The organism is Nitrosospira sp. TNL200 (assembly GCF_055386305.1).
This window is the reverse complement of sequence record NZ_AP041003.1, coordinates 1,753,809-1,767,211: the sequence shown is the minus strand read 5'-3', so window position 1 is coordinate 1,767,211 and position 13,403 is coordinate 1,753,809. Positions and strand designations below refer to the sequence as shown.

The 13,403-nt window shown below is 60.6% G+C and carries 4 protein-coding genes; 1 reads left to right on the top strand and 3 read right to left on the bottom strand.

The window, feature by feature from the left end; genetic code table 11:
- Positions 1-79 precede the first annotated feature (79 nt).
- Positions 80-2,662 carry a magnesium-translocating P-type ATPase gene (gene mgtA, locus ACZ5CE_RS07905; RefSeq protein ID WP_464574340.1) on the top strand — a complete coding sequence of 861 codons (2,583 nt, stop codon included), beginning with the start codon at positions 80-82 and terminating at the stop codon, positions 2,660-2,662.
- Between the two features lie 59 nt (positions 2,663-2,721).
- Here the strand turns inward: mgtA and ACZ5CE_RS07900 are convergent, their stop codons facing one another.
- The 3 genes from ACZ5CE_RS07900 to treS are packed head-to-tail and all read right to left on the bottom strand — an operon-like array spanning position 2,722 to position 13,340.
- Positions 2,722-8,001 (bottom strand): malto-oligosyltrehalose synthase, encoded by a 5,280-nt coding sequence (locus ACZ5CE_RS07900; RefSeq protein ID WP_464574339.1) that lies wholly within the window; start codon positions 7,999-8,001, stop codon positions 2,722-2,724.
- Between the two features lie 8 nt (positions 8,002-8,009).
- The gene (gene treZ, locus ACZ5CE_RS07895) at positions 8,010-9,908 is read right to left on the bottom strand and encodes a malto-oligosyltrehalose trehalohydrolase (RefSeq protein ID WP_464574338.1); all 1,899 of its coding nucleotides are present in this window, start codon (positions 9,906-9,908) and stop codon (positions 8,010-8,012) included.
- Positions 9,909-9,926: 18 nt separating this feature from the next.
- The gene (treS, locus tag ACZ5CE_RS07890; RefSeq protein ID WP_464574337.1) at positions 9,927-13,340 is read right to left on the bottom strand and encodes a maltose alpha-D-glucosyltransferase; all 3,414 of its coding nucleotides are present in this window, start codon (positions 13,338-13,340) and stop codon (positions 9,927-9,929) included.
- Positions 13,341-13,403 lie beyond the last annotated feature (63 nt).

Sequence of the window (13,403 nt, the reverse complement as noted above, 5' to 3'; positions counted from 1 at the left end):
CCGGGGTTTCCGGGCAGTGGCAGGTATGGTCAATTCCGGAAACGCTTGCTTGACGGGTCAGAATAATCCGGCAAAAGAAATGCCAATAGATTCGAAGCGCCGGCCCTGGTGGCTGGAACCGCTGCGAGAGGAAGAAGCCGCGCGCATCGCCGGGTATCCGGGCTTATCGGATCTCGAAGCGAAAGCCCGGCTTATCCAGTTTGGTCCCAACCTGTTCCGAAAGCGGCGGGAAAGATCGCTGTTGCTGCAGTATCTCACCCGCTTCAAGAACCCTCTGGTCATTATTCTTCTTGTCGCCAGCGCGGTATCCGCATTGAGCGGGGAGGTCACCAACTTCCTGATCATCAGCTTGATAGTGCTGCTCAGCGTCACCCTGGATTTTTTGCAGGAGTACCGTGCCAACGAGGCGGCAAAGAAATTGCGCCAATCCGTTTCCGTGCGTGCACTCGTAATACGCGAGAGCAAACCGTTGGAGGTCCCGGTTACCGAGGTTGTGCCTGGAGATGTGGTGCTGCTTTCGGCAGGCGATCTCATTCCGGCCGATGGAAAAGTGTATGAATCACGCGACTTCTTCGTCAAACAGACATTGCTGACTGGCGAATCCTACCCGGTGGAAAAGCGGCCGGGCATGCTGCCGGACACCGCCACCGAGTTTCAGGAGGCAACCAACGCAGTGTTCATGGGTACGTCCGTCATCAGCGGGAGCGCCCGAATCCTGGTAGTCAAGACGGGTGCAGATACGGCTATCGGAGAAATTGCCGATAGCCTTTCCCGGCCACCGGAACCGACTTCGTTCGATCTCGGCACCCGCCGCTTTGGCATACTGATCATGCGGCTGACCATCCTCATGGTGCTGTTTGTTCTACTGGTGAATGCTTATTTTCACAAGCCCTGGCTGGACTCTTTCCTGTTTGCGGTGGCCCTCGCCGTCGGGCTGACACCAGAACTGCTGCCCATGGTGGTATCGGTCACACTGTCGCGGGGCGCCCTGCGCATGGCCAGTATGCAAATGATCGTCAAGCGGCTATCCAGCATTCAGGATCTCGGGTCCATGGATGTCCTCTGTACCGACAAGACCGGTACCCTCACCGAGGCAAAAATCCGACTGGAAAGACATGTGGATGTGGCGGGCCGGCCCAGTGAGCGGGTGCTCGAACTGGCCTATTTCAACAGTTTCTTCGAGACGGGCCTGAAAAGTCCCCTCGACGAAGCCATTCTTTGCCACCAGCACATCGAGATCAGGGCGTGGCAAAAGATCGACGAGGTTCCCTTCGATTTTGAGCGCCGCCGCGTCTCCGTATTGATTGATAACGGCGAGACACGCTGGCTGGTGGTAAAAGGCGCCCCGGATGAAATCGTCGGGCTGTGCACGCACTACGAAGCGGAAGGGATTGAACTACAGCGGCGCTCCATGGATGAAACGGCGTTGGCAGCGATTCGCAGCCGGCACCACGCGCTCGAGGAAGACGGCTTCCGGGTGCTGGGCATCGCCTGGCGGCAGGTGCCCATGGACCATCCTCATGCCGTGGTGAGTGACGAAACAGAACTTGTGCTCGCCGGTTTTGCAGCCTTCCTCGACCCGCCCAAGGCAAGCGCCGCCCCTGCATTGGCTGCCCTGGGCGGGTTGGGTGTTGCCATCAAGATCGTGACTGGCGATAGCGATCTGGTTACGCGACATGTTTGCACCGAGTTGAAAATACCCGTGGCTGGACTGCTGACGGGGAAAGAGATTTCGCAGATGGACGATTACGCTCTGCAAGCCCGGGTCGAAACGGCGAACTTGTTCTGCCGGGTTAATCCCACGCAGAAAGAACGCGTGATCCGGGCGCTCAAGGCTCGCGGCCATGTGGTCGGCTATCTGGGGGACGGCATCAACGACGCGCCATCATTACAGACGGCGGACGTCGGCCTGTCAGTTGATTCGGCGGTGGATGTCGCCAAAGAAGCGGCCGACATCATTTTCCTGAAACAGGATCTGCATGTTTTGCACAAGGGCGTTCTGGAAGGCAGACGCACCTTTGGCAACATCATGAAGTACATCATGATGGGTACCAGTTCCAATTTCGGTAACATGTTCAGCATGGCTGGCGCCGCGTTATTCCTGCCTTTCCTGCCGATGTTGCCAACCCAGATTCTGCTCAACAACATTCTTTACGATATCTCGGAAATTCCGATCCCGCTGGACAAGGTGGATGCCGGCGACCTTCGCAGCCCGCGTGTACTCGACATGAATTTTGTTCGTGATTTCATGCTTGTGATAGGTCCAATCAGCTCCCTGTTCGATTTTCTGACCTTCTATGTCCTGCTGGTCGTTCTGCAGGCCGGCGAGAAGCTGTTTCAGACTGGCTGGTTCGTTGAATCGTTATGTACTCAGGTGCTGGTGATCTTTATTATCCGTACCCGTGGAAACCCGCTGAAAAGCCGTGCCCACCCGCTGCTGACAGTAACCTCGCTGGTCGTTGTCGCCAGCGCGATACTGTTACCGTTAACATCTATCGGAACGTATTTCGGCTTTGTGCCGCCCCCTCCCCAGTTCTATTTCCTCCTCGGGGGCATGACGCTCGCCTATCTTTTCGTTGTTGAACTAACCAAGCAGGGTTTCTACCGGTGGGCAGCGGTGGGAAGGCAGTCGTCATACGCCACCATCCACAGAAAACCGTAGTTCCTTCATGTTCGCGTATATGGAGCATTGATATTCGTGCTTCCCTGGGTCCCGGGTATCTATCGATCCCGCCCATGCGTTTCGAGCAACGCATAAGGAAACAGGCTGAACAATCGGGCCAGCGCCAATCCGCTCATTCCATCCCGTGCATCCGCGCGCAGGGTCCCGGCGGTAAAAGCATCGATCCATTCTTCCTGCATGAATTCCGCCGGCAATTCGAGCCAGGTATCGCCCCAGGCCGTTGCGCCCACGGGCAACTGCCGTCCATCCTCGCCCAGGAGTCCGCGCAGCAGCCGGGGCACGGCGACAAGAACAATCTCGTTCCCCTGGCGCCGGGCAAAGGCGCAAACCTGCTCGGCGTGCTCGCCATGCGCTTTAAGCGGCAGATAATCGCCTTCCCGGAAAAGGGATTCGCGCTCGTGCCGCAGGGCCAGGGTCTTCCAGGTCAGATAAAGCTTGATCCTGCCGTCCGGCAAGGCGCCAAGCAGCCGCTGGGCGCATGCTGCCGGACCCTCTTCGGCATGGATGGCCTTGATCTCTTGCAGGGCCGCCTGCCGCGCGGCGTAATCCACCGGCCGCCGGTTATCCGGGTCCACCAGGCTGAAGTCCCACAGTTCGTTGCCCTGGTATATATCCGGCACTCCTGGCGAGGTGAGCTTGAGCACCAGTTGCGACAGGCTGCTGAACGCCCCCGCTCGCGCAATCCGTCGCTGGAAAGCCGTGAAATCAGGCAGGAACCGGTTCGCAAAATCACGTGTAAGCAAGGCCTGGATAAAATTTGCCATTGCTTCCTCATAGGCGGCATCCGGGTTGATCCATGAGCTGTGAATTTTCGCTTCGCGTGCGGCCTTGATCATATAAGCCGTGGCCCGTTGGAAAAGGAGAGCCAACTCATCCGCATCCGGGATATCTCCCCCAGGCGCATTTTCGTGCGGGTTTTCCGCATCCGGGGGCGCCTGTAGCTGGTCCTGAGTCTTCCCCGGATCTCCAAAGGGCCATATGCCGAGCAATGTCTGGTACAGCAGATATTCGTCGTTGCGGCTGGGCGACAGCTCCCAACCGGGCTCTTCGTGCTCGCCACCGTCGTCTGTTTCATTGCGCTTGCCGCGGTTGAGACTGCTCCAGCGTGAGAGCGCGCCGCGCCACTCCTCCGGCACTTCGGAGAGCACGCTGATGCGCGCTCTTGCATCCTCGGAACGCTTGTTGTCGTGAGTCGAGGTAGCCAGCATGGCGTGCGGCCAGCGGCGCGCGCGTTCCTGGTTCTGGCGGTGAAATGCCGCAAGCGATGCTCCGAAGCGGGCAGGCTCTCCGCCGACTTCATTGAGGCTCGCCAGCCGGTTGTATTGGTAGAAAGTCGTATCCTCCACCGCCTTGGCCATGACCGGCGCCGTATATTGCTGGAATTTCATGGCAAAGGCGCAAACGGCTTCCTGCAGCGCTTCGCTCTTGCCCCTGGCATAGCGCGCCAGAAGCACCCCGTGGATGAAGTCGTAGATGCTCGCATCGGCCGCCGGGCTGTATTTCTTCGCCCGCTCCACGGCCCAGCTGACATAGCGGGCGTCTTCTTCCGAGCTATCCTCGCCCGTTACATAGGTGCGATAGACCGGAAAATTGGCCACGATGCCGATCAGCGCCCGGCGCAGGCCGTTGAAGGTGAAATCCGAGGTCTGGCGATCGCCTTTTGCAATGCGCGTCAACTGGATGGACAGCACCTGGAGTTCGCTTGCGAGCGAGGTTTCCATGATGAGCCGCTTGTTGGCGCGGCTCGCCGCTTCGAGGTCCATGGATTCGCCGATGAAGTCTTCATAAATATGGGTGAAGGCGTCAGTGGCGCGGCTGTCGACAAACAACTGGCAGCACGCCGCCAAAAAATCGTAGCCCGTCGTTCCGTGGATAGGCCATGATTCCGGGAGGCGCTCATGATAAGCAAGAATTTTCTCCACCACGACGTACATCGGCGTGCGCTTTTTTTCTTCTTTTTCCGATTCCGGCAAAAGCGCTGCCATCATGTCCTGCAGCCGCTCCAGATATTCTTCCGGGTCATACAGGCCGTCCGGGTGATCGATGCGCAATCCGTTCACGTCGCCCCGGGCCAGCAGTTCGCGCAACAGGCGGTGGGTGCGTTCGAATACCTCCGGATTGTCCATCCGAAGCGCGGCCAGATGATTGACATCGAAGAAACGGCGATAGTTGATTTCATCCGCAGCCCGCCAGAATGCCAGGCGATAGGCCTGTGCCTGCAGCAATTCGTGCAGAGCATCGAAGCTTGCCGCCTCGGCGGGCTTGCCATTGAAGGCCGCCATGTTTTCCTCGATGAATTGCGCGATATCGGCACTCATGGCAGACAGCGCGGCGAGGTGACGCTTGTACACTTCCTTGTCGCGCGCGCGCTCCGCCACAGCTTCGGCGGATGCGGGATCGCGCGCCGGAAGATGGCCGAATGCCGTTATCAGGGATTGGAGTTCCAGAAACTCCGGATGCGCGTTCCCCAGGCGGGTGGCGAGGCGGGCTATGCCATGGCACAGGATGGCCGGGTATTCCCTCGGGTCCACCGGGAAGCGATGTTCATGGTAGAAGATGCTGAAAGATCCCTCTTCCTGGTCGAAGCGGAGCTTGAGCTCGCCATTCTCCAGGATGATGCCGTAATGGTCGCCGAGAATAGGCAGCAGCACTCTGCCGGGCAGATCTCCGGAAAGGGCGTACCAGTCGATGTCGAAGTAGCTGGCAAACCGGGAGGCGGGCCCATTCTCCAGCACATCCAGCCACCATTCGTTGTCCGTGCCCATGACGGCCATGTGATTAGGCACGATATCCATGATCAGGCCCATGCCGTGCCGTTTCAATGCCTCCACGAACAGCTTGAAATCCCCGTCGCCCGCAATTTCGGGATTGAGGCTGCTGTGGTCCGTGATGTCGTAGCCATGGGTGCTGCCGGGCCGGGCCTTGAGCAGGGGAGAGAGGTAGCAGTGGCTTATTCCCAATTCGTGCAGGTAGGGGATCAGCCTTTTTGCCTGTTCCAGATTGAACTCGCGATTGAGCTGTAGTCGGTAGGTTGCACGAGGCCAGGGTGATAACGCCGGTTGCGGCAGCATGCCCCCTTCAGGCGGGCGGGAAGGATGCTGCAGTGGGCGCTCCCGGCGCAATGCGGCCACGATCCCCTGCAGGTGCGCGTTGCCCTGCCATTCCTCCAGGTTGAGCGCCATCTTCAGCCGCCAGTTCGGGTAGGCCGATCCGGAGGTGCCCGGCAGATTGGGCTGTCCGGTAAGTCCGAAACCGTCTTCCATCTGCACCAGCAGCAGCTTGCAGGGAGAACGCGCGAGATAAGTATAGACTGCTGCCGCAAGTTCCGCCGTCATCTCGGGAAAGCCGACCTGATGCAGCGCGCCGCCAGCCGGAAGCACTTCCTCGTTTTTCAGCGCCACCAGCAGTTGCGCGCGATCGGCGGCGCGCTCGATGACCTGGCGGTTGCGTATCCCGTCGTCGGGAAACAGGTGCCGTTCCTGGCGCAAGTCGATATCCAGCCCCTGCCAGAACCCCGCCAGGGTCGGCAGATCGTGGGTGGTGACGGCGGCGACGGCATTGGCCGGATATTCGCGCGGCGGCTTCAGGCGGCCATCCTGGTATCGCTCGAAATACAGCAGGCGCGTGGACAGGACGTTCATGGGCTGCAAGGCATGGCGCACTTCATCGGGCACGGTACCCAGGTCTTCGCCGATGATCAGGCAGCGGTTGCGCTGGCTTTCGAGCGCCAGGATTCCGAGGAGGTCTTCGAACGGATAAAGCACATAGGCGCCCTCCGTGGCGGGAAGGCCGCGCATTACCCAGAACAGCCGCCGCAACCCCATGACGTGGTCCATGCGCAAGGCGCCGCAATCCCGCATGTTGGCCCGCAGCGTTTCGATGAAAGGCGCGTACGCGGCGGCGGCCAGCTTATGGGGAATCCAGGGTGGCAGCCCCCAATCCTGGCCGCCGTGGTTGAATTCGTCCGGCGGCGCGCCCGCGCTTGCCTGCAGGGCGTACAGTTCCGGCTGCATCCACGTGGCGGCGCCACCCTCCGCCACGCCTATGGCCAGATCGAACATCATCCCGATCCCGAGTCCCAGTTCCGAGGAACGCGCACCGGCTGCATCCAGTTGCCGTGCAGCCTCCCACTGGAGATATTCGAAGTACTCAATCCGGACCAAGTGGGTCTGCTCGAACGTCGCCACTTCCGGACTGCGATGGTCGCGGCAGGGTTCCGGCCAGACGGGCCAGCCCCATACCGCCTCATCCTGCGCGCTGAAATGTGCCTGCATCGCATCGAATAGCGCCTGCTTGCGCAGGCTTTCCCCCCGTTCGGCCTGGAAGGCGCGAAAGGCCGAAGCCCGGCTGGTGCCGGATGCCAGGTGATGGTCGCGAAAGTGCTGGTAGAGCACGCCGAAGACCTTCCATTTCATCTCGGCGACGCCGCTATAATCGACATGATCCGTGGCACGCAACGCGCGAAGCTGCGCCTGGAATTCGGGCGTGCCCGTCATGGTGCGCGCCTGCTGGCATTCGAGGAAATCGGGAATCGATTCCACATCCAGGTAAAGCACATTGAAATGGGCGCGATTGGAGGGGCTGTAAGGGCTTGCATGCTCTGGCGCATCGGGAAAATTGGCGTGCAGCGGATTGAGCAGCAGCGCGCTTGCGCCGGCTTCGGCGCAGAATTCGAGCAGATGGCGCAGATCCCTGAAATCTCCCATGCCATAGTTGCGTTCGGAGCGGATGCCATAAAGCTGCGCCGCGAATCCCCACGCGCGACCATCCTCTCCTTCCACGCGCAGTACGGGAGGCATGTAGCAGGCGACGGGGGCGACGATGAAAACCATTTCGCTGGAAGAGCCGGCTAAACCCGGTCTGTCCGCGCGCTCGAGCGAGAAATGGTGGTAGCCGGGCTCGACGGCCAGATCCAGCATCAGAACCCGCCGCACGAACTCCCGCCCATCCAGAAGGCAGCGCTCAGCCTCTTCCAGCGTGGCGGGGATGAATTCCGCCTGATCCGTGGCGCCGCATTCTCTATGCAGGCGCCAGCAATACCGTTCCCCATCCTCGCTTGCCGGCAAGGCAAAGGCAACGCGGTATGGGCGTGCGGGTTGGCGCACCACCTGCACCGGCGGCAATGGCCGCTCCCACTGGCGCCGGGTCCAGGCATCCAGGGCGGCCGCCGCCTGGTCTTCATTATCCGCTGGCACGCCCATTGCCCCGAGCAGGCGGCGCCTGGCATGTTCCGGAACGGAATAGGTGTTTCCCCAGATATCGTGGTACCAGGGGAGCACGCCATGGAGATCGCACAGCCGATCAAGCAGGTTGCTCATGGGTTTCCTTAATCCTTGAAATCCTTGAAATCGGTATCCTTGGCGTCCTCATGTCCGGTGCTTCCGGAGTTCGGAGGGTGGAGCATCCAGCGCACTCCCCATGACGGGAGATGACCGGGTGAGCTAACTTCTGGCATGGTTTCGAACAGGGTTTCTCCTGGCGTTTCTTCCGATCCGGGCACGTAAACTTCCTCGTTCGCAAGATTTGCCGTCAACTGAAGCATCGAGCCGTCGCCCAGCCGCCATCGTGCCCGCAACGCGGATGGCGCGAAGACTTCAGCTTTTCCGCAATGGCTTTGCATTCCCCGCAGCCGTGGCACGATGACTTCGTGCCGCAGCGCCAGCAGCCGCTGGTGATAGGCAAGCCAGGCTGCGTGGGCAGCGCCGTCGAGCATGTTCCAGTCGAGCTTCGATGTAAGAAAAGTTTTCTCCGCGTTGGGATCGGGGATGGCCAACGCTGCCGCCGGGCCGGAAAATCGCGCAAATTGCGCAAACTCGCGCCGCCGGCCTTGGGTGACGGTTTCGCCCAGCTCGCCGCTGAAGTCGCAGAAAAAAAGGAAGGGGGAGGATGCGCCGAATTCCTCGCCCATGAACAGCATGGGAATGGCGGGCGCCAGCAGGACGATGGCTGCCGCTGCCCGCACTGCCGGCGCGGAAGCGATCTGCGTGATCCGCTCCCCGAAGGCGCGGTTCCCGATCTGGTCATGGCATTGGAGAAAAGCGATGAAAGCCTGCGGCGGAAGGTGGGCGCTGGGCTCCCCTCGCGGCGCACCGTCGCGATAAGGCGAAGGTTCTCCCTGCCAGGCAAATCCTTCCGTAAGGCAGCGGCCGAGAAGGCGCATGGGGTGATCCGCGTAGTCCCGGTAGTATCCATCCTTCTCGCCGGTGATGAGGACATGCAATGCGTGATGCATATCGTCATTCCATTGCGCGATATAACCGTGGCGGAGATAGCGCGCTTGATTCCGGTCATTTTCCAGGATCAGGTACACCTCGCGCCCGTTCCCGATACTGGCCCTCACGCGTTGCGCCAGTTCGGCAAGGATATGCGGCTGCGAATCGTCGGCGATCGCATGCACGGCATCCAGGCGCAAGCCATCCAGATGGTACTCGTGCAGCCAGTACAGCGCATTATGAATGAAGAACTCGCGCACATTGCGGCTGCCAGACCCATCGAAATTGATTGCCGCGCCCCAGGGAGTATGGTGCCGCTCCGTAAAAAATGCTTTTGCGTAGGCGTGAAGATAGTTTCCATCGGGCCCGAAATGGTTGTAGACGACATCCAGCAGCACCATCAATCCCCGGGCGTGAGCAGCCTGGATCAGCATTTTCAAATCTTCCGGCCGCCCGTAACGGCTGTCCGGCGCATAGGGCAGCACGCCATCGTAACCCCAGCCGCGCGCGCCGGGAAAATCCGCTACCGGCATCAGCTCTATCGCCGTCACGCCCAGCGCCACGATATGATCGAGCCGCTCCGTCACGCCGGTGAAGGTCCCGGCGGGGGAGAACGTACCTACGTGCAACTCATAGATCACTGCCTGTTCCCATGGACGTCCCTGCCAGTTGTCGTCCCTCCAGTCGAAGGCTGCCGGATCGACCACTTCGCTGGCGCCATGGACGTCACCGGGGTTGAAGCGCGACGCCGGATCCGGCACCCGCAGGTCGCCGCTTACCTCGAAGCAATAGCGCGTACCCGCAGCGGCGGCAGCCGTCGTGAGCTCGAACCATCCACCCTCGCAGGGATCCATCGGCAGCATATGCCCGGACTGTGCACAGCCGCCATCCTCGCCATGCTCCGGCATGAGCGACAGCGAAATCCGGGCACGGTCCGGCGCCCACAGGCGAAAATGCACGCCTTGCGGTGTGATGCGGGTGCCAAATGGCATGTCATGCAACCTTGCCACCATATGGTCTTCCTGTTCCTCTTATCCTTCCTGTTTTTTGCGCGGCGATATCCGGCTGAGCCGGGTCAGTTCCCGCATGAGGTGCCCGATGGTTTTTGCCTGCTGCGAGAGCGCACTGCTCAGCCCGGCTGCGGCTTTCCCTATCGTGAAGAGCGTCACCAGCGCCTCCGCCTCGCCCGGTCCGGAAGGAAACAGATCGTATCCGGCCATGGTCTTGCGGTAGCTCCGGTAAAAATGGCGGGCCGCCAGCGCATGCCATTCTTCGGCATGGCGCCGGAGCATGCCGGCCGACTCCGGAGAATCCGCGGCCACCTCGCCGAGCGCTGCCGCCGCGGCTTGTGAAAATGAAAGCAGCATGCCTGCTACATCGCGCAATGGCGACTGCTTGCGGCGCCTTTCCTCCCAGGTCAGGCCGGGGCCGCTGCCATAATTGGCAATCAGGAAATCATTGCTGGACAGCCACACCTGCCCGAGGTGATAGTCTCCATGAACGCGCGCTTTGGTGATCCCGGCAGTTCGAGCGGAACCGGAAAGCGAAGCCGCGATTTTCACGATGCGCCGGGTGAGACGGGGGCGGGCGGCCGCCAGACTGGCACCGATGCTGCGCAGTTCAGCGGGCAGGCGCGGCAATTCCCGCATAAGCAGCGCGTACGCCGCATCCAGTTCGGTCCGCGTGCCATTGATCCATTCGGCAATATCATCTTCTGTAACCGGCTCGCGCCCGAACTCTTCGGCAACACCAGCTGTTGGCGCAGCCGCAACTGCAAAAGCTCCGCTGACGCCGGGTAGCGCCAGCGCCTGGTGGAATTGCGCGGTACGCACGCCCAGCGTCTTCATGAGGTTCATATAAGCGGCGTGGCGCGCCTGCAGCCCATGCTCCGGCCGTTCTGCCAGCCGGGATTGCTCCGCAGGTTCCTCCCGTTCGGGACGAATCAGGCATTCATCCAGGAAACGCTCCAGGTAGCTCAGGGTATACGCCCAGGCATTGCCCTGATTTTTTCCATAACTTTCAAGAATGGCCAGGGTCGATTCATGTCCTTCGCTATCCGCGTATTCCACGGTGCCCGCCAGTTGCGCTATATGGCTGAATTTCGCCGTTTCCGTGAGGAAGCGGGATATCTCGAGTTCCGGGTGGATGCCGGGAAGCATCCAGCGATAACTCTTCAGTATCAGTTGGTCGCCCAGGTTCACCACCAGCCGTCCTCTCCCGGTCACGGTATGCGTCACCGCCGCTTCCGGGGCCAGATCACAAAAGGCGCTGGTTGCGCGAAACTTCAGCAGTCCCTGTTCGAACGCCAGTTCCGTTCCCTGTTCCATTCCCGACACGATGGCGCGGCAGAATGCATTGTCCCAGAATGCGTCGAGCAGGATTCCTATCCGGGCGCGCCTCCGGACCTTGGCCAGCGTGGCATGCAACAGGCTGCCGGTATCCGTTCCTCCTTCATCTTCCCAGACCAGCGCCAGCGGGAGTGCATAGCGATGTGTCCCGCCTCCCGCCAGTGTAACGATCACGGTCGCCAGCAGCCAGCTTTCCAACTCTGCCGGCCACTCGGACATCTCGCCAAACTCGAACTTTTCCACTGCCGCGTCCTTGTCCTGGAACCATGCCTGCGAGTTGAAAAAGCGCGGAATGATCTCCCGCTCGAGTTGATCGCGCGCGCGGCGTACCATCAACTGATTTACCGGTTCGCTGTCCTGCTTGCGGCTGAACACGCGCCATCCCGTCCCCACCAGCACCAGGACTGGCAAGTCCGGCGGCGCCAGCCGTTCTTCGTGCCAGGCTGGCGCGTCCACGTCCGCGGCCAGGCGAAAGGCGTAGAATCCATGGCCGGCGAGGGTGAGCAGATAAGGCAGGTCGCCGATGGGCGGGAAGCGGCTGCGCCCCATCAATTCCACTGGCACTCTGCTTTTGAAAAGGCTCAGATCCAGTTCGACCGCCTGCGGAGCCCGTGAGAGATTGGCCACGCACAGAATGGTTTCGCTCTCGTACTCCCGCAGGTATGCGAGTATCTTGCGGTTGCCGGGGCGCAGAAAATGCAGGGTGCCGCGGCCAAAGGCGGGGTGCGCCTTGCGCACCGCCAATACCCGCCGCATCCAGTTGAGGAGCGACGAGGCATTGCGCTGCTGCGATTCCACGTTTACGGCGCCATACCCATAGACCGGATCAGTGACGGGCGGCAGGAACAGACGACGGGCATCCGCAGTGGAAAACCCGCCATTGGGCCCGCTGTTCCATTGCATCGGGGTGCGGACGCCGTTGCGATCGCCCAGCATGACATTGTCGCCCATCCCGATTTCATCGCCGTAGTAGAGTACCGGCGACCCCGGCATGGTCATCAGCAGCAGGTTCATCAGTTCGATGCGGTGGCGGTCGTTATCCAGCAGCGGTGCAAGCCGCCGGCAGATTCCCAGGTTGAGCCGGGCATCGGCATCGATCGCATAGGTCTGGTAAAGATAATCCCGTTCGCGGTCCGTAACCATCTCCAGGGTGAGTTCGTCATGGTTGCGCAGGAATATGCCCCATTGGCAATTCTCAGGGATATCCGGCGTCTGCTCCATGATCTCCACCACGGGGTGGCGATCCTCCTGCGCGATGGCCATGTACATGCGCGGCATGAGGGGAAAATGGTAAGCCATGTGGCATTCGTCGCCATCGCCGAAATACTCGCGCACATCCTCGGGCCACTGGTTGGCTTCGGCCAGGAACATGCGGCCGCGATAATGCCTGTCCATTTCGCTGCGCATGCGCTTGATCACATTGTGGGTCTCCGGCAGGTTTTCGTTGCTCGTGCCTTCGCGCTCGCACAGATAAGGCATGGCGTCGAGCCGCATCCCATCCACCCCGGCATCGAGCCAGAATCGCATCACGTGCATGATGGCCTTGAAGACATGCGGGTTGGCGAAATTCAGATCCGGCTGATGGGAGAAGAAGCGATGCCAGTAATACGCCTGGGCATCCTCATCCCAGCTCCAGTTGGACTTTTCGGTGTCGCTGAAGATGATGCGCGTTCCTGCATACCGGGAGTCGCTATCGCTCCAGACGTAGTAGTCGCGCTTGCTTGAACCGGGCGGAGCACGCCGCGCCGCCTGAAACCAGGGGTGCTGGTCCGACGTATGATTGACGACCAGTTCCGTGATCACCCGCAGGCGGCGGCGATGGGCCTCTTCGATGAATTGACGGAAGTCCGACATCTCGCCCACCGAGGGATGAACGTTGTGGTAGTCGGAGATATCATAGCCGTCATCCCGCCCGGGGGAAGGGTAGAAGGGCATGAGCCAGAGCGTGTTCACGCCCAGCTCCTGCAGATAGTCGAGCTTCGAGATCAAGCCCGGGAAATCGCCAATGCCATCCCCGTTGCTGTCGAAAAATGTCTTGACGTGCAACTCGTAGATGATGGCATCCTTGTACCAGAGCGGGTCCTCTTTCAGCTCCATTCCTATTCTCTTTCTTCAGGTTGATGACCTGCCCGTTACGTCGAAAACGGGAAGTCCGGACTG

Coding starts and splice junctions, on each gene's coding strand:
- mgtA (WP_464574340.1), top strand. CDS start 80: ATGCCAATAGATTCGAAGCGCCGGCCCTGGTGGCTGGAACCGCTGCGA.
- ACZ5CE_RS07900 (WP_464574339.1), bottom strand. CDS start 8,001: ATGAGCAACCTGCTTGATCGGCTGTGCGATCTCCATGGCGTGCTCCCC.
- treZ (WP_464574338.1), bottom strand. CDS start 9,908: ATGGTGGCAAGGTTGCATGACATGCCATTTGGCACCCGCATCACACCG.
- treS (WP_464574337.1), bottom strand. CDS start 13,340: ATGGAGCTGAAAGAGGACCCGCTCTGGTACAAGGATGCCATCATCTAC.